The organism is Acidovorax sp. Root70, from assembly GCF_001428225.1.
In the GTDB taxonomy this organism is placed as follows: Bacteria; Pseudomonadota; Gammaproteobacteria; order Burkholderiales; family Burkholderiaceae_C; genus Acidovorax.
On the sequence record NZ_LMHQ01000028.1, the window covers coordinates 308236 to 325666 of the forward strand.

At 66.6% G+C, this 17431-nt stretch carries 14 protein-coding genes and 3 pseudogenes; 13 read left to right on the forward strand and 4 right to left on the reverse strand.

The window, feature by feature from the left end:
- Positions 1-176 precede the first annotated feature (176 nt).
- The 6 genes and pseudogenes from ASD94_RS16010 (at position 177) to ASD94_RS16025 (ending at position 4285) form a co-directional block, all read left to right on the forward strand.
- A complete protein-coding gene (locus ASD94_RS16010) occupies positions 177-1148 on the forward strand; it encodes a tripartite tricarboxylate transporter substrate binding protein (RefSeq protein ID WP_056644756.1) in 972 nt (323 codons plus the stop codon).
- 51 nt (positions 1149-1199) lie between these two features.
- Positions 1200-1293 (forward strand): annotated as a pseudogene (locus tag ASD94_RS24315) (5-dehydro-4-deoxyglucarate dehydratase); the annotation flags it as partial.
- A gap of 78 nt (positions 1294-1371) precedes the next feature.
- Positions 1372-1727, forward strand: a pseudogene (locus tag ASD94_RS24095) (dihydrodipicolinate synthase family protein); the annotation flags it as partial.
- Position 1728: 1 nt separating this feature from the next.
- Positions 1729-2463 (forward strand): annotated as a pseudogene (locus ASD94_RS24100) (5-dehydro-4-deoxyglucarate dehydratase); the annotation flags it as partial.
- A gap of 315 nt (positions 2464-2778) precedes the next feature.
- Complete coding sequence (locus ASD94_RS16020) at positions 2779-3243, forward strand: nuclear transport factor 2 family protein (protein WP_056644759.1); 465 nt, start codon at positions 2779-2781, stop codon at positions 3241-3243.
- A gap of 76 nt (positions 3244-3319) precedes the next feature.
- Positions 3320-4285: a 2-hydroxyacid dehydrogenase gene (locus ASD94_RS16025; RefSeq protein WP_056645095.1), complete on the forward strand. Its 966-nt coding sequence runs from the start codon at positions 3320-3322 to the stop codon at positions 4283-4285.
- A 65-nt stretch (positions 4286-4350) separates the two neighbouring features.
- On the opposite strand, the gene ASD94_RS16030 is transcribed toward ASD94_RS16025, so the two are convergent.
- Both ASD94_RS16030 and ASD94_RS16035 read right to left on the reverse strand, forming a co-directional pair.
- Positions 4351-5652 carry a M20/M25/M40 family metallo-hydrolase gene (locus tag ASD94_RS16030; protein ID WP_056644762.1) on the reverse strand — a complete coding sequence of 434 codons (1302 nt, stop codon included), beginning with the start codon at positions 5650-5652 and terminating at the stop codon, positions 4351-4353.
- 110 nt (positions 5653-5762) lie between these two features.
- A complete protein-coding gene (locus tag ASD94_RS16035; RefSeq protein ID WP_056644765.1) occupies positions 5763-6629 on the reverse strand; it encodes a LysR family transcriptional regulator in 867 nt (288 codons plus the stop codon).
- Between the two features lie 97 nt (positions 6630-6726).
- Here ASD94_RS16035 and ASD94_RS16040 point away from each other — a divergent pair, with 97 nt between their 5' ends.
- Positions 6727-7158, forward strand: coding sequence for a nuclear transport factor 2 family protein (locus ASD94_RS16040; protein ID WP_056644769.1), 432 nt, complete (start codon positions 6727-6729; stop codon positions 7156-7158).
- On the opposite strand, the gene ASD94_RS16045 is transcribed toward ASD94_RS16040, so the two are convergent.
- Entirely contained in the window at positions 7136-8062 is a 927-nt protein-coding gene (locus ASD94_RS16045; protein ID WP_056644771.1) for a LysR family transcriptional regulator, read from the reverse strand. The two genes, ASD94_RS16040 and ASD94_RS16045, sit on opposite strands and share 23 nt — an antisense overlap.
- A 108-nt stretch (positions 8063-8170) precedes the next feature.
- Between ASD94_RS16045 and metE the strand changes: the two genes are divergently transcribed.
- Entirely contained in the window at positions 8171-10552 is a 2382-nt protein-coding gene (gene metE, locus ASD94_RS16050; RefSeq protein ID WP_056644774.1) for a 5-methyltetrahydropteroyltriglutamate--homocysteine S-methyltransferase, read from the forward strand.
- A gap of 14 nt (positions 10553-10566) precedes the next feature.
- Here the strand turns inward: metE and ASD94_RS16055 are convergent, their stop codons facing one another.
- Positions 10567-11532 (reverse strand): ketopantoate reductase family protein, encoded by a 966-nt coding sequence (locus tag ASD94_RS16055; RefSeq protein ID WP_056644779.1) that lies wholly within the window; start codon positions 11530-11532, stop codon positions 10567-10569.
- A gap of 330 nt (positions 11533-11862) precedes the next feature.
- Between ASD94_RS16055 and ASD94_RS16060 the strand changes: the two genes are divergently transcribed.
- The 5 genes from ASD94_RS16060 (at position 11863) to ASD94_RS23325 (ending at position 17388) form a co-directional block, all read left to right on the forward strand.
- The gene (locus ASD94_RS16060) at positions 11863-12396 is read left to right on the forward strand and encodes a MarR family winged helix-turn-helix transcriptional regulator (protein WP_056062509.1); all 534 of its coding nucleotides are present in this window, start codon (positions 11863-11865) and stop codon (positions 12394-12396) included.
- 37 nt (positions 12397-12433) lie between these two features.
- Complete coding sequence (locus tag ASD94_RS16065) at positions 12434-13909, forward strand: efflux transporter outer membrane subunit (RefSeq protein WP_082576916.1); 1476 nt, start codon at positions 12434-12436, stop codon at positions 13907-13909.
- A gap of 73 nt (positions 13910-13982) precedes the next feature.
- Positions 13983-15308 carry an HlyD family efflux transporter periplasmic adaptor subunit gene (locus ASD94_RS16070; RefSeq protein ID WP_056644781.1) on the forward strand — a complete coding sequence of 442 codons (1326 nt, stop codon included), beginning with the start codon at positions 13983-13985 and terminating at the stop codon, positions 15306-15308.
- Positions 15309-15324: 16 nt separating this feature from the next.
- Entirely contained in the window at positions 15325-16968 is a 1644-nt protein-coding gene (locus ASD94_RS16075; protein WP_056644784.1) for a DHA2 family efflux MFS transporter permease subunit, read from the forward strand.
- A 261-nt stretch (positions 16969-17229) separates the two neighbouring features.
- Complete coding sequence (locus ASD94_RS23325; RefSeq protein ID WP_007856361.1) at positions 17230-17388, forward strand: DUF3309 family protein; 159 nt, start codon at positions 17230-17232, stop codon at positions 17386-17388.
- Positions 17389-17431 lie beyond the last annotated feature (43 nt).

The following is a 17431-nucleotide window of genomic DNA, read 5'->3' on the forward strand; positions in this document are numbered from 1 at the left end:
TCACGTACAACCTTGAAACACCCGCCAGTCAACAATCTCTGGACTTTTTTGGACCAGAAATCTCAGTACAAACCCTGAAATCCACCTAAACATGCACTGAATGGCACCGGCATGGATTGCATATTTTTCGATCTAGTTGTACGATGACTAACAACACAAACACACGGAGACATTCCATGAGCCTGCAACGTCGCGCAATTCTTCTGGCCTGCACTGCCGCTCTGGCGGCAGCTTCTGCCACGGCCCAGACCGCTGAATGGCCTGCCAAGACACTGCGCATCGTGGTGCCCTACCCACCAGGCGGCAGCTCTGACATCATTGCGCGCTCGATCAGCCAGGCGCTGTCCGAATCGCTCAAGCAGAGCGTGATCGTCGAGAACAAGCCCGGCGCCAATGGCAACCTGGGTGCCGACTTTGTGGCCAAAGCCGAGCCCGATGGCTACACCATGCTGCTGTGTGATGTGGGCGCGCTGGCGATCAGCCCCTCGGTCTACACCAAGCTGTCTTTCGACCCCTCCAAAGACCTGCGCGGTGTAACCATGCTGGCCTACTCGCCCCACCTGCTGGTGGTGCACCCCTCGGTGCCGGTCAACAACCTCAAGGAGCTGATCGCCTACTCCAAGAAGAACGAGCTGAACTTTGCCGTGACGGCCACCGGCAGCGCGCCCCATCTGGCGGGCGTGGCGCTGGAGCGCGCCAGCGGCGCACGCTGGCAGTACATCCCCTACAAGGGCGGCGTCACCGCAATTCAGGACACCGTGGCGGGCCAGACCCAGGTGCTGATGAACGGCATGCTGGCCACCCTGCCCCAGGTACAAAACGGCAAGCTCAAGGTGCTGGGCGTTTCCAAGTCCACCCGCATGCCGCTGATCGGTGACGTGCCCACGATTGCCGAGCAAGGTGTGGCCGGCTACGAGTCCGGCACCTGGCAAGGCGTACTGCTGCCTCGCGGCACGCCGGATGCCGTCGTGCAAAAGCTCAACAAGGCACTCATCACCGCCATCCGCGCGCCCGAGATCCGCTCGCGCCTGGCCGGCCAGGGCGCCGAAGTGGTGACCATGACCTCCACCGAGCAGGACCAGTTCTTCACCAAGGAACGCGCGCGCTGGGCCAGCGTGGTGAAGGCCGCCAACATCAAGCTCGACTGATATCCGGGCTTTCGACCCGCTTCATCCACTTTTCTCTTTGCAATGACCACCATGACCCCGCAAGAACTCAAAACCATCATGGGCTCCGGCCTGCTCTCGTTCCCCATCACCGACTTCGACGAGCAGGGCAACTTCCGCCCCAAGANCCACCATGACCCCGCAAGAACTCAAAACCATCATGGGCTCCGGCCTGCTCTCGTTCCCCATCACCGACTTCGACGAGCAGGGCAACTTCCGCCCCAAGACCTACATCGAGCGCCTGGAGTGGCTSGCCCCCTATGGCGCCAGCGCCCTGTTTGCCGCCGGCGGCACGGGCGAATACTTCTCGCTCTCGGGCCCCGAGTACAGCGAGGTCATCAAGACGGCGGTGGAGACCTGCCGGGGCAAGGTGCCCATCATTGCCGGYGCCGGTGGCCCCACCCGCACGGCCATTGCCCATGCGCAAGAGGCCGAGCGCCTGGGTGCCCACGGCATCCTGCTGCTGCCGCACTACCTGACCGAAGCCGGGCAGGAAGGCCTGATCGAGCATGTGGCCCAGGTTTGCAACAGCGTGAAGTTCGGTGTGATCGTCTACAACCGNCTCTCGGGCCCCGAGTACAGCGAGGTCATCAAGACGGCGGTGGAGACCTGCCGGGGCAAGGTGCCCATCATTGCCGGCGCCGGTGGCCCCACCCGCACGGCCATTGCCCACGCGCAAGAGGCCGAGCGCCTGGGTGCCCACGGCATCCTGCTGCTGCCGCACTACCTGACCGAAGCCGGGCAGGAAGGCCTGATCGAGCATGTGGCCCAGGTTTGCAACAGCGTGAAGTTCGGTGTGATCGTCTACAACCGCGACCGCACCAAGCTCACGGCCGAGTCCCTGGCCATCCTGGCCGAGCGTTGTCCGAACCTGGTGGGGTTCAAGGATGGGGTGGGCAACATCGAAACCATGTCTTCCATCTACATGAAGATGGGGGACCGTTTCTCGTACCTGGGCGGTCTGCCCACGGCCGAGGTGTATGCAGCCGCCTACAAGGCGCTGGGCACGCCGGTGTATTCGTCGGCGGTGTTCAACTTCATTCCCAAGACGGCAATGGAGTTCTACCAGGCGGTGGCGAGTGATGACACGGCCACGCAGCACCGGCTGCTCAAGTCGTTCTTCATGCCGTATCTGGCCATCCGCAACCGGGTGGAGGGCTATGGGGTGTCGATCATCAAGGCGGGGGCACGCATCGTGGGCCATGACGGTGGGCCGGTGCGGGCGCCGCTGGTGGACCTCAAGCCCAGCGAGATGGAAGAGCTCAAGGCGCTGATTGACAAGCTCGGGCCGCAGTAAGAGCCGTCTGGTTCAGGGCCTGCTTAGGGCCTGGTTTTCCAGGCCCTTTTTTNCGCATCGTGGGCCATGACGGTGGGCCGGTGCGGGCGCCGCTGGTGGACCTCAAGCCCAGCGAGATGGAAGAGCTCAAGGCGCTGATTGACAAGCTCGGGCCGCAGTAAGAGCCGGCTGGTTCAGGGCCTGCTTAGGGCCTGGTTTTCCAGGCCCTTTTTTTCCAGTCCAAACCAACACCTCGGGCCCGGCCGTGCACAGGTCCGGGGGCAGTCTTGGCACGCCCATTTCCAAACCATCAACACAACAACGGAGACAGACAAGATGTTCAAGAAAATCATTCTGGCCGCAGCCGCCGCCGTGACCATTGCCGCGCTCGCAGGTTGCGCCACGGGTGCGGCAGCCACAGCCTCCTCGGCATCGACCGAACAGGCAGTGGCTGCCGCCGCAGAAAAGCTGCGCGTGGCCATGATTGACCCCACGCCCGCTGCACTGACCGCCCTCGTCGCCGACGACCTGAGCTACGGCCATTCGGGCGGCCGCGTGGACACCAAGGACAGCTTCATCGGCGACCTGATCGCTGGCAAGTCCGACTTCGTGACCATCGCCATCACCGACCAGACCATCAAGGTGGTGGGCAACACCGCCATCGTGCGCCACACCCTCACGGCCGACACCAACGACTCGGGCAAGCCCGGCAAGGTGCAGATCAAGATCCTGGGCGTGTGGCAACAGCAAGGGGGCCAGTGGAAGCTGCTGGCGCGCCAGGCCGTGCGCGTCGCGGCATGATGTAGACGCATCGGGGCGGCTGTGTGCCGCCGTATGCCGCCCCTTGCATTTTTTGGCACTGTTGCCCCACGAAACCATGACCACGACTCCCCCTCGCATCCTGCAAATCGGCCGCCTGCCCCTTCCTGCACTGGAGGCCGAACTGGCTGCCCGTTACAGCGTCGCCTGCCTAGCCGACCAGACCGATCCAGCGGCTTTTCTGGCGGCGCGCGCTGCGGATTTCACCGGGGTGGTGACCACCGCCGCCATTGGCCTCAGGGGCGAAGTCATCGCGGCCCTGCCACGCCTCCAAGTCATCAGCAGCTTTGGTGTGGGCTTTGACGCACTGGACATCGACGCAGCCAAGGCACGCGGCGTGCAGGTGGGCTACACGCCTGGCGTGCTCAACGACTGTGTGGCCGACATGGCGTTTGCACTGATGCTGGATGTGTCACGCCATGTGGCCGCCAGCGACCGTTTTGTGCGCCGTGGTGAATGGCCGAAGGCCAGATACGCACTGGGCACCCGCGTGTCCGGCAAGCGGCTGGGCATTGTGGGCATGGGCCGCATCGGGCAGGCCGTGGCCGAGCGTGCGAGCGGCTTTCGCATGGAGGTCGGGTACCACAACCGCCGCCCGGCACAGGAATGCGCACTGCCGTACTTCGAGTCGGTGACCGCGCTGGCGCAGTGGGCCGACTACCTCGTGCTCACCGTTGCAGGCGGCGCTGCAACGCGCCACCTCGTCAACCGCGATGTGCTGGAGGCCTTGGGCCCCAAGGGATTTCTCATCAATGTGGCGCGTGGCACTGTGGTGGACGAGGCGGCACTGATCGATGCGCTGACCGAGCGCCGCATTGCCGGCGCCGGGCTGGACGTGTTTGAGAACGAACCCAGCGTGCCCGCCGCGCTGATGGCGCTGGACAACGTGGTGCTGACCCCGCACACCGCCAGCGCCACCCACGAAACCCGTCGCGCCATGGCAGACCTGGTGCTGGAGAACCTGGCATCCTTCTTTGCGACGGGCACCGTGCGCACGCCGGTGCCGGGCACGCCGGGCGCTTGAGCCCGCCACGGCGCCCTGCGTGACGCAGCTGCCCTCACAGGGAGGGTGTGGGGCAGTTCAGCGCGTCACTTCACGCGGTCGCGCGAGATGTCCATGATCATGCGCGTGGCCAGGTACAGGCGCGGCACGATGGTGTTGATCTGCACGTACTCCGCATCGTTGGAGTGCGCGCCGTAGCCCGACAGGCCCATGCCCTCCACCACCGCGCCCCTGGTCTTGAGCGCCGCAAAAGCTGCGTCGGTGCCGCCGCCGGTGGCTTTTTCCACCACATTGAGCGACATGCCCAGCTCCTGGTAGATGACCTTGCCGTAACCCGCCACGCGGCGGGATGCGTCGCTGGCCTCCAGCGGCGGGCGGCGCACTTCAAACTTCACATCCACCTTGGATGCGGGCAGCAGCTTGCTCTTCACCTTCTCTTGCAGGCCTTTCTCCAGCCCTTCAAAGTCCGCCACACGCAGCGCGCGCGCATCGGCCTGGGCCGTGGCTTCGGCCGGAATCACGTTGCGGTTGGTACCTGCCTTGGACACCGTCCAGTTCAGCTTGAGGCCCTCGTCGGTCTTGGACAAGTCCTTCATTTGCAGCAGCTGGTGCGACAGCTCGTACAGCGCGTTCACGCCATCTTCCGGTTTGGCCCCGGCGTGCGACGCCTTGCCCTGCACCGTGAGGTAGGCCGCCCCAATGCCGCTGGTGGCCAGGCGCAGTGTGCCGTCGGTGCCGCCGCCTTCGAAGGAGAACACCACATCTTGTTCAGCCGCCACGCGGGTGATGGTGCTGCGCCAGCCGGGTGAGCTGATTTCTTCGTCACCGTTGATCAGCACGGTGAGCGTGCCGTAGTCCTTGAAGTTGAGCTTTTGCAGCAAGGCCACGGTGTGGATGATGAGCGCGATGCCCTGCTTGTCGTCCGAAATGCCCAGGCCATAGGCCTTGTCGCCATCGATGCGGAACGGCTGGCCTTTGAGCATGCCTTTGAGGTACACCGTGTCCATGTGCGCGATGAGCATGATCTTCTTGCTGCCCGTGCCCTTGAACACGGCCTGCACGGCAGGGCCCACCTTTTCGGGGGTGTCGTCGAGTCGGTAGATGTCGCTGGTTTGCAGCACATCCACCGTGCCGCCCAGTTGCTTGAGCTGGCTGGCAATGCGCTCGGCGATCTGGTTCAGGCCCTCGATGTCCTTGCTGCCCGACTCGATGTGCACCAGGTCACGCAGGGTGTCGAGCAGCGGCTGCTGCTCCTTCTGGGCCAGCGCATGGACATCAGCCACCGGCGCAGCGTGGGCCACGGCGGCGGCAAACGCCAGCGCCAGCGAGGCCATCAGGGGGCGGACAAACGAAGGGGCTGAGTGTGGGCGGCGCTGCGGATGGTGCATGGTGCAAAGGCTCGGTGAAGGGATGAGGAAAGCGATTATGGAGTCTTGCAACACCAATTTCAAACACTGATCCTCCTTGCAATGTTTCGGTCAGCGCCTGCGCGCCAGACTCAGCCCGCAGGCGCAAACACCTCGGGACCCAGCCGTGACCTGTGACCCCGGGGTTCGAACAGCCACATGCCATACAGCGGCAGAGACTCCGCCAGCCGAAACGGCACCACCAGCGTGGACGCACCGCCCAGCAACGCAGGGTGCGGTACAACAGCCAGCAGGTCGGACTGCGCCACCAGGTGCAGCAGGCTGGCAAAGTCGGGGCAACGCACGGACATCTTGGGGACGGGCATGCGGCGCACGCGGTGCGCTTCCGTCAACACATCCACCGGCCCACTGACGCTGGGCCCCACACAGGCCCACGCAGCGCCCTGCAGTTGCACCAGCGACTGGGCCCGGGCCAGTGGGTGGCCTTTGCGCGCATAGACCTGGGGCTGCAACTCGTACAGGGGCCGCTCCACCACGTCGGGGTGCACGAACTTGCGCGGCTTGGGGGCGATGACCGCATCAAAGCGCCGCTGCAGCAGGCCTTCCAGCAGGCTGCCTTCATCGGCTGTCGCCATCTCCAGGGAGCGCCGGGCGTTGGGCAGGCACCAGCTGGCATACAGCAGCGGACCGCAGACCAGCGCCGCAGAAGACGTGAGACCCACCCGCAGCCGATGCTGGTCTGCCGCAGTCACCGAAGCGCGGGGCAGAGCCTCCACCCCTTGTGCCAGGGGCAGGGCCTGCGCGGCTACGGCCCGGGCCAGATCGGTGGGCACATGGCGGCGCCCCTCCCGCACCAGCAAGGGCTGCGCAAAGTGGGCTTGCAGTGCTTTCATGCCATGGCTTATCGCGGGCTGCGACACGCCGCAGGCCCTGGCCGCCAAGGCAAACGAGCCTTGCTCGATGACCGCATGGAGGTATTGCAGGTAGCGCAGATACATAAACATCTTTTATATATAAGCCACCATTGTCTCTTGTCGCACGGCGCGGACTTGGCGAAGCTACGCACTCCATTCCACGACCTTTGCAACGCCGCGTATGAGCCATACCCCCATCGATACCGTCCGCACCTACCTCGCCCACTTGCACGCCAGCCACACCGAGGGGCTGATCGCCTGCTTTGAAGACGATGGCGTGGTGCACTCGCCCTTTCTGGGCACGATGCGCGCAAGCGACTTTTTCCAAAAGCTCGCCCAGGCTTCCAGCGGCAGCGTGATCACCGTGCTGGATCTGTTCGTCTCCGCGCAACCAGACAACGGCGGCGCCGTGCGGGTCGCCGCCTATTTCCGCTACGACTGGACTTTGAACGATGGGCGCGAGGTGACGTTCACCTGCGTGGATGTGTTCACCTTCGACGCGGGCAGCACTCGCATCCGCGACATGAACATCGTCTACGACACCCACCCGCTGCGCGAAGAAGTGGGCGACAAGTACGCGCCTGAGCCAGTCACAACAACTCCACGCCCTTGAGCGTCACAAAACTGGTCTCGCGCGTCACCTGCACAAAGTCCTGCAGATACGGCTTGGCCGACAGGCTGGGCAGGCAGGCGGCGTGCAGCTCGCCGCGCAGGCCTTTTTCACCGATGGGCCGCGCCGTCACATACCCCCGGTCCAGGTAGCTCTGCACCGCCCACAGCGGCAGCGCCGCCACGCCGCGCCCGCTGGCCACCAACTGCAGCATGGCCACCGTCAGCTCGGTGGTGCGGCGCGGGGGGCGCACGCCTGCGGGCTCCAGCACCTGGCGGATCAAATCGAGCATTTCGTCGGGCACGGGGTAGGTGATGATGGTCTGGTCGGCAAAGTCCTGCGCCACCAGGTGCGGTTTGCCCACCAGCGGGTGCGTGTTGGCCAGCAGCGCACGGATCTCAAAGCCAAACAGCGCGTGGTAGTCCACGCCCGCCTCGTCACCATCCACCTCCGACACGATGGCCACATCGGCCCGGCCCTGGTGCAGCAGGCCCACCGGGTCGGCGTGAAAGCCGCTCACAATGTCCAGCTCCACCTCGGGCCAGCGGGTGCGAAACGCGTCCATCGCGGGCATCAGCCAGTCAAAGCAGGTGTGGCATTCCACCGCAATGCGCATCTGCCCGCCCTGCCCCAGCACCAGGCGGGCAATGTCGCGCTCGGCCCCTTCCACCTGCGGCAGCACGGCATCGGCCAGCGCCAGCAGGCGTTCGCCCACGGCGGTGAACTGCGGTGGCACCGACTTGCGCTCGAACAGCGGCTGGCCGTAGCGGTCTTCCAGCAGCTTGATCTGGTGCGAGAGCGCCGACTGCGTGAGGTTGAGCAGCTGCGCGGCCCGCACTAGGCTGCCGCTGTCACGCAAGGCCACCAGCGTGCGCAGGTGGCGCACTTCCAGAATCGACTGATTCATTATTAATTTTCAAGTTGATCGACCAAAACTTTCGTTTGAATAATAAACGAGCCCGAGCGACCATCGGTGCCTTCATTGCATTGCTCCATTCAGAAGAAGGAAATCACCATGTCGCTCGCCGCTCCAACCACCCGCCGCCCTGTGCGCACGCACACCCTGGGCTTTCCGCGCATGGGCGCGCAGCGTGCGCTGAAATTCGCACTCGAATCCTTCTGGCGCGGTGACAACACCGAGGCCGATCTGCAGGCCACGGCCGCCCAGTTGCGCCAGTTGCACTGGCAGGCGCAGGCCGATGCGGGCCTCGGCTTTGTGACCGTGGGCGACTTTGCGCTGTACGACCATGTGGCCAACCACATCCAGTTGCTGGGCTGCGAGCCTGCGCGCTTTGGCTTTGACGCCCACACACCCGAACTGGCCCGCTACTTTGCGATGGCGCGGGGCGTGTCGGCACAGGCCTCCGAAGGCCACGCCAGCTGCAGCGCCGGTTGCCAGGCTACGCACCACACCGCTGGCCAGCCCGCGCTGGAGATGACCAAGTGGTTTGACACCAACTACCACTACCTCGTGCCCGAGTTCAGCGCCCACACCCAGTTCCACCTGGCCAGCGAGCGCCTGTTTGCCGAGGTGGCCGAGGCCCAGGCGCTGGGCCACCGCGTCAAGGCCGTGCTGCTGGGGCCGCTGAGCTTTTTGTGGCTGGGCAAATCCAAGGCGGCGGGCTTTGACCGCTTCAGTCTGCTGGAGCAACTGCTGCCCGTGTACGAGGCCGTGCTGGCACGCCTGAAGGCCCTGGGCGTGGAATGGGTGCAGATCGACGAGCCCATCCTGGGCCTGGACCTGCCCGATGCGTGGCGCCATGCCTTTGAGCCCAGCTACTGGCAACTCGCCCGCAGCGCGCCCAAGCTGCTGCTGGCCACCTACTTCTCGCCGCTGGCCGAGAACCTGCGCCTTGCCTGCCAGCTGCCCGTGGCCGGCCTGCATGTGGACGCCGTGCGCGCCCCCGACGAGTTGGTGGGCGTGGCCGACTGGTTGCCCTCGCACAAAGTGCTGTCGGTGGGCATCGTGGACGGCCGCAACATCTGGCGCACTGACCTGGATGCGGCGCTGCAAAAGCTGCGCCCCGTGGCCGACAAGCACCAGGGCGAGCTGTGGCTGGCGCCATCGTGCTCTCTGCTACATGTGCCGTTCAGCCTAGAGGCCGAAACGCAACTGGACGCCGAGGTGAAATCCTGGCTGGCGTTTGCGGTGGAAAAACTGGATGAGCTGCGCGTGCTGTCCACCGCCTTGTCACAAGACGAGGCGGCGGTGGACGACGAACTGCACGCCGCCCGCACCGCCCTGGCCGCCCGCCGTGCCAGCCCGCGTGTGCACCGCGCCACCGTGGCGGCCCGCATTGCCGCGGCCGCACCAGGGGCCGACCAGCGCGCCAGCGCCTTCCCCGCCCGGCAAAAGGCCCAGCGCGCACGGCTGAGGCTGCCGCTGTTGCCCACCACCACGATTGGCTCGTTCCCGCAGACCGCCGAGATCCGCGCCGCACGCGCCGCCTTCAAGCGCGGGGCACTCGATGCGGCCCACTACCAACAGAAGATGGAAGCTGAAATTGCCCTGGCCGTGCGCAAGCAGGAAACCTTGGGGCTGGACGTGCTGGTGCACGGCGAGGCCGAGCGCAACGACATGGTCGAATACTTTGGCGAGCAGCTCGACGGCTTTGCCTTCACCGCCAACGGCTGGGTGCAAAGCTATGGCTCGCGCTGCGTGAAGCCGCCCATCATCTACGGCGACGTGGCCCGCCCCACGCCCATGACGGTGGCCTGGACGCAGTATGCGCAAAGCCTGACGCCCAAACCCATGAAAGGCATGCTCACCGGCCCCATCACCATCCTGCAATGGAGCTTTGTGCGCGACGACCAGCCCCGCGCCACCACGGCTGACCAGATCGCCTGGGCGATCCGCGACGAGGTGTGTGATCTCGAAGCTGCCGGCATCGCCATCATCCAGATCGACGAGCCCGCCATCCGCGAAGGGCTGCCGCTGCGCCGCGCGGGGTGGAAGAGCTATCTGGAGCGCGCCACGCGAGCCTTCCGCATCAGTGCCAGCGGCGTGCGCAACGACACGCAGATCCACACCCACATGTGCTACAGCGAGTTCAACGACATCCTGCCCGCCATCGCGGCCATGGACGCCGATGTGATCACGATTGAGACGAGCCGGTCGGACATGGAGCTGCTGCAGGGCTTTGGCGACTTCAAGTACCCGAACGAGATCGGCCCCGGCGTGTACGACATCCACTCGCCCCGCGTGCCCGGCGTACAGGAGATGGCCGCGCTGCTGGAAAAAGCCGCCGAGGTCGTGCCCGTGGAGCACCTGTGGGTGAACCCCGACTGCGGCCTCAAAACCCGGGGCTGGCCCGAGACCGAAGCCGCCCTGCGCCACATGGTGCAGGCCGCGCAGGAAGTGCGCGAGCGGCTGCTGGAAGAGGCGGCCCTGGCCTGACGGCCCCCCCCGGTTCAGCCCGCAGCGCGCTTCATCTCGGCCAGCTTCACCAGCACCTGCAGCGCGTGGTTCAGCGGCGTCGGCACGCCCAAGGCGGCGCCGCGCTTGACCACGTAGCCATTCAGGTGGTCGATCTCGGTGGGTTTGCCCCGCGCCAGGTCCTGCGCGGTGGACGAATACTGCCCGGGCATGGTGCTGGCAATGCCGCGCACCGCCGCCTGCACATCGCCCGGAATCGTCACTCCGTCAGCCGCCGCCACCGCCAGGCACTCGGCCACGATGTCGGCAATCACCTGCGTCACGCCGGGCACCTGCACCAGCGGGCCGTAGGGCTGCTGCGACAGGGCCGACAGCGCGTTGTAGGCGCTGTTGAGCAGCAGCTTGGCCCAGAGCGCGCCACGCACATTGTCTGACACCTGGGTGGGAATGCCCGCCGCCGTGAGCTGGCGGGCCACCTCGTCGCTGCGTGGCGAAGGCGCAATCACCAGCTCGCCCCGGCCATGGTGCACCACATGCCCGGGGCCGCCCATGGCAGTGGCCACATAGACCACCGCGGCTGCCACGGGGGTGCTGGCGTCCAGCACGGCGCGCACGCGCTCGTCGTTGTCCACACCGTTCTGCAAGGTCAGCACCAGCGCGCCAGGGGCCAAATGTGGGCGGATCTGCTGCGCGGCGTCTTCCGAGTCGGACGACTTCACGCAGAACAGCACCACGTCCGCGCCGTGCACCGCGCTGGCCTCGGTGCTGGCCGCCAGGGGCACCTGCACATCCATCGCCGCCGTCTGCAGCCGCAGACCGTTGTCACGCACGGCCAGCACGTGGGCGGGCCGCCCGATGAGCGTGACGGCATGACCCGCCCGGGCGAGCAAGGCACCAAAGTAGCAGCCCACGGCACCCGCGCCCATCACGGCAAAGCGCAGGGGCGGTGCAATGTCCAAGGCAGTGGGCAGGGAGGCAGACGAATCAGCAGCAGCGGTCATGGCGGTGTCCCGGTGGGCAAGTCACAGAAGGGGCGGTCAACAAGGCGCCTCACTATATCGGCGGTAGCCTGCGCACCAAAAATCAAGGTTTTTTGGGCTGATGCGCTAGTCGAACATGCCTTATCAGCTATCAAATACGTAGCAAATTGACATTCTGCAAGGCTGCTTGCAGGGGCGCACTCCCTTCGCTCGCGCCATTTTCAGCACCGCGAAGCCCCGTCCGTTACCTCCCGTTCGTGGGCTCCCACCCCGCTCAAAGGCCCCTCTTCAGTGTCTGGAATTTAATCAATGCAAAGACAATAATTGTCTAGTCAATTAAATTTCCCACCCATGTCAGCCCCTCCCGAACCCAGCCAAGCCCCCGCGTTCTATAACGCCGAGCACTACGACCCCAGCAAGCTGGTGCCCGAAAACAGCGTCGGCTACCTGATGCGCAAGGTGATGTCGTCCATCCGCACGCAGGCCGATGCCCAGCTGTCTTTGCACGAACTCACCTACGCCCAGTGGCTGCCGCTGTTCAAGTTGTCGCTATGCGAGACCGCCACCGTGGCCAGCCTGGCGCGTGACCTGGAGACCGACCCCGCCTCCATGACCCGATCGCTCGACCGCATGGAAGCCAAGGGCCTGGTGGTGCGGGAGCGCTCCACCGTGGACCGCCGCGTCGTGCAGCTCAGGCTCACACCGGAAGGCCAGCGCATTGCAGCCCTGGTGCCGCCCGTGCTGGCCGACGTGCTCAACGGCCACCTCAGCGACTTCAGCCATGACGAGTGGCAGCTTTTGCTGTCCATGCTGCGCCGCATGCTGGCCAACGGCGAAGCGCTGCGCCAGCAGCCCCCCTCACCCACCGAACCCGCAGCCGGTTGACCCCGCCCTGTTGCCCTGCCCCCTGGAGATTTCCGTGATTGCCACTGCCCCCACCTCCCTGTCCACCCGCTCTGCCCTCGCCGCCCATCTGGCGGTATCGGCCGTTGCCCTGGCCGCCGCGCTGCTGCTGGTGGGCTGCGCCAACCCCGGCCCGGCCCACACACCGCTGGCGCAAGCCACCCCGGCCGCCGCTGGCCTGACCGCAACCACCACCGACGTGGTGGCCCCCAGCCAGTGGTGGAAAGCGCTGGGTGACGAGCAGCTCAACACCCTGATCGACACCGCCCTGCAAGGTAACCCCAGCCTGGCCGTGAGCCGTGCCCGCCTGGAGCAAGCCGTGGCCCTGAGCCAGGTGCGCGAGGCCGCCAACGGCCCCCAAGCCACCCTGGGCGGGGACGCTACCCGCCAGCGCTACACCGCCAACGGGCTGGTGCCTGCCCCGGTGGCCGGCAACACATACAACAGCGGCACCGTGCAGGCCACGCTGAGCTGGTCGCCCGACTTCTTTGGCCAGCACGCTGCCGAGCTGCAGGCCGCGCTGGGCCAGGCCCGCGCCGCCCAGGCCGATGCGGCCGCCGCCGCCAACACCCTGGCCGCCCAGGTGGGGCGCAGCTATGTGGCGCTGGCCCGGCTGGTGGCCCAGCGCGACGTGGCGACGCGCGCGCTGGAGCAGCGCGAAGAACAGCGCAAGCTCACGCAAGAGCGCACCTCTGCAGGCCTGGACAGCCAGGTCGAGCTGACCCAGGCCCAGGCCGCTGTGCCCGACGCCCGCACACAAATCGAAGCGCTCGAGGAGCAGATCACCCTGGGCCGCCGCCAACTGGCCGTGCTGACCGGCCAGGCGCCCGATGCCCTGCCCCAGCTCACGCCCCGCCTTGCCGCCCTGCAGTCCACTGCCGTGCCCGAGGTGCTGGGTGCCGACCTGCTGGGCCGCCGCCCCGATGTGGTGGCCGCGCGCTGGCGCGTGGAAGCGGCAACGCAAGGTGTGAACAGCGCGCGCAGCGAGTTCTATCCCAACATCAACATCGGCGCGTTCATTGGCCTGAACTCGCTGGGGCTGGACCGTTTGTTCAACGGTAGCTCGCGCCAGATGGGAGTGACGCCCGCGCTGCGCCTGCCCATTTTTGACGGGGGCCGCCTGCGCGCCCAGCTGGGCGGCCGCGCTGCCGAGCTGGACGTGGCCATCGCCCAGTACAACGGCGCCGTGCTCGATGCGGTGAAGGAAGCCGGCGACGCCGTGGCCTCCATCCAGTCGCTCACCCGCCAGCAGGCCTTGCAGGACGAGGCCGTGGCCAGCGCCGAAAAAGCCTACCGCTTTGCGCAGGAGCGCTACCGCGCAGGCCTGGGCAACTACCTGGTGGTGCTCTCCACCGAAAGCCAGGTACTGGCCCAGCGCCGCCTGGCCGTGGACCTGCGCGCCCGCCAGCTCGACACCCGCCTGGTGCTGATGAAGGCCCTGGGTGGCGGCTGGACGGACGACACGGTCGTGCTGCACACCGCCGCCGCGCACTGACCGGCCCACCGCACCGCACCGCGCCGCACTCATTCAAAAACACATAACAACACATTCCTGAAAGACCACAGCCATGACCGCCAACAGCGAACCCCTCACCGCCAACGAAGCCAACACCGCCCGCCGCCGCGGCCTCACCCTCATCGCCGCAGCCGTCGCGCTGGTGGCCATCGGCTGGGGCGGCTGGCACTGGGCCAATGGCCGCCATGTCGAGACCACCGACAACGCCTACGTGGCAGGCAACGTGGTGCAGATCACGCCGCAGATCGGCGGCACGGTGGTGTCCATCGGCGCTGACGACACCGACTATGTGAAGGCCGGCCAGTTGCTGGTCAAGCTCGACCCCGCTGACGCCCGCGTGGCGCTGGAGCAGGCCGAGGCCCAGCTCGCCCAGACGGTGCGCGAAGTGCGCACCCTGTATGCCAACAACTCCACGCTCAAGGCCCAGGTCAGCCTGCGCAGCGCCGACCTGGCCCGTGCCCAGGCCGATGCCGCCCGTGCCCAGGACGACGTGAACCGCCGCACCCCGCTGATGGCCAGCGGTGCCGTGGGCAAGGAAGAGTTCCAACACGCCACCGCGCAGCTGGCCGCCGCCAAGAGCACCGTGGCCGCCGCCCAGTCGGCCGTGCTGGCCGCACAAGAACAACTGGCCGCCAGCCAGACGCAGACCGAAGGCACCTCGGTAGAGCAGCACCCCAATGTGCAGCGCGCCTCGGCCCGCGTGCGCGAGGCCTACCTGGCCGTGCAGCGCGCGCAGTTGGTGGCACCGCTGGACGGTCACGTGGCCAAGCGCGGCGTGCAGGTGGGCCAGCGCGTGCAGGCGGGCGCCCCGCTGATGACGCTGGTGCCCCTGAACGACCTGTGGGTGGACGCGAACTTCAAGGAAAGCCAGCTCAAGACCCTGCGCATCGGCCAGACCGCCGAGCTGGAAGCTGACGTGTACGGCACCAAGGTGACCTACCACGGCACCGTGACAGGCCTGGGCGCGGGCACAGGCGCCGCCTTTGCGCTGCTGCCCGCACAGAACGCCACCGGCAACTGGATCAAGGTGGTGCAGCGTGTGCCCGTGCGCATTGCGCTCGACCCCAAGGAAGTGGCCGAGCACCCACTGCGCGTGGGCCTGTCGATGGAAGTGAAGGTGGACACTGCCGACCAGAGCGGAAAGACGCTGGCCGACACCCAGCGCTCCACACCCGTGGCCGCCACCGCCGTGTTCGACGAGCAGTTCAAGGCCGCCGACGACGAAGTGGCGCACATCATCGCCGCCAACCTGGGCCGCAGCGGCAAGTCCGCCGTGGCGGTGGCATCGCCCAAGGTGAGCAGTCAGCCCGCCGTGCAGGCCCAAAAGCATGCATCGGCCCCGGTGCAACCTGCAGTGCAGGCCCCGGTGGTGCAGTGAGCGGAGTTGACCGAGCATGACTGCCGCCAACCCCACTGCTGACACCGCAGGCCAGGCCCCCGCTCCGGCGGCGCCTGCTGCGGTGTCGCCCCCTGCGGCGCCACCCGGCCCGCCCGCTGCCTATCCGCCACTGCAGGGCACCGCCCTGCTGCTGGGCACGCTGTCGCTGTCGCTGGCCACGTTCATGAACGTGCTGGACTCGTCCATCGCCAACGTCTCCATCCCCGCCATTGCCGGTGACCTGGGCGTGAGCCCCGGCCAGGGCACCTGGGTCATCACCAGCTTTGGCGTGGCCAACGCAATCTCGGTGCCGCTCACCGGCTGGCTCACGCAGCGCTTTGGCGCAGTGCGCCTGTTCACCATGAGCGTGCTGCTGTTCGTGCTGACGTCCTGGCTGTGCGGCTTTGCGTCGTCGCTGGAGATGCTGGTGTTCTTCCGCGTGCTGCAAGGCCTGGTGGCCGGGCCGATGATTCCGCTGTCGCAAACGCTGCTGCTGGCCAGCTACCCACGTGCCTTGGCAGGCACGGCACTGGCGCTGTGGGGAGTTACCACACTGGTCGCGCCCGTGGTGGGGCCGCTGCTCGGCGGGTGGATCACCGACAACATCTCGTGGCCGTGGATCTTCTACATCAACGTGCCTGTGGGGCTGCTGGCCGGGGTGTTGACCTGGGGCATCTACCGCAAGCGCGAGACCCCCATCCGCAAGCTGCCGATTGACACCGTGGGCCTGAGCCTGCTGGTGCTGTGGGTGGGCGCGCTGCAGCTCATGCTCGACAAGGGCAAGGAGCTGGACTGGTTTGCCTCGGGCGAGATCATCACCCTGTGTGTGGTGGCCGTGGTGGCGTTTGCCGTGTTCCTGGTGTGGGAGCTGACGGAAAAGCACCCGGTGGTGGACCTGAAACTCTTCAAGGGCCGCAACTTCACCTTTGGTGCGCTGGCGCTGTCGGTGGCCTACGCCCTCTTCTTCGGCAACGTGGTGCTGCTGCCGCTGTGGCTGCAGCAGTGGATGGGCTACACCGCGACCTCGGCCGGCATGGCGCTGGCGCCGGTGGGCGTATTTGCCATCCTGCTCACACCGCTGGTGGGCCGCAAGGTCGGCCAGTGGGACCCGCGCCGCATGGCCACCGGCGCGTTCATCGTGTTCAGCACGGTGCTGTGGATGCGCTCGCAGTTCACGGTGCAGACGGACTTCATCCACATCCTGATCCCCACGCTGCTGCAGGGTGCGGCCATGGCGTTCTTCTTCATCCCGCTGACCACGCTGACGCTGGCCGGTGTGTCGCCAGACCGCATCCCGGCGGCTGCAGGGTTGTCGAACTTCGTGCGCATCACCGCGGGGGCTATGGGCACATCGATTGCCACCACGCTGTGGGAGAGCCGCGCCGCCATGCACCACGCCCACCTCACCGAAGGGCTGGTGCAAGGCCAGGGCGTGTTTGCGCAGACGCTGGATGGCTTGATGGCCTCGGGCCTCACGCAGATGCAGGCGCTCGCGCAGATCAACCGGCTGATCGACCAGCAGGCCTTCACCCGCGCGGCCAACGACATCTTCCTGGGCTCGGCGGGCTTGTTCTTGCTTCTCATCGGGCTGATCTGGCTGACCAAGCGCCCTGCACGCACCGGCGGCGCGGGCGCGGCAGACGCTGCGGGCGCCCACTGAGCCCGTCCGCCGCGTGGCAGGGCCTCGCGGCGGACACTTCAAGCCAAAACGGCCGCAAGCGCTAGTGGATCATGCGCAGGCAGCTATCATTTTTGACATGGCGGCGCAGTGAGCCAGCGGGGCCCCGCCCCGCTGCAGTCCGCGCATCCCACAGCCGGTGTCGGAAATCCCTGACCGCGCGGCGGGCGCGGCACCTGCGGGCAGTTCGCGGGGTGCACCCAACAATGCACTCACCGCAAACCACTCCAACAAGGAACTGCCATGTCACTCTCGCTGATTCTTCTGATCGTCCTGATCCTCATCCTGGTCGGCGCGCTGCCTACCTGGGGCCACAGCCGCTCGTGGGGCTACGGGCCCAGCGGCGGGATTGGGCTGGTAGTGCTGATCCTGGTGATCCTGCTGCTGATGGGCCGGATATGAACGGTCTTTGAGCCATCGATGCAGGTGGGAGCGAACACTGCTC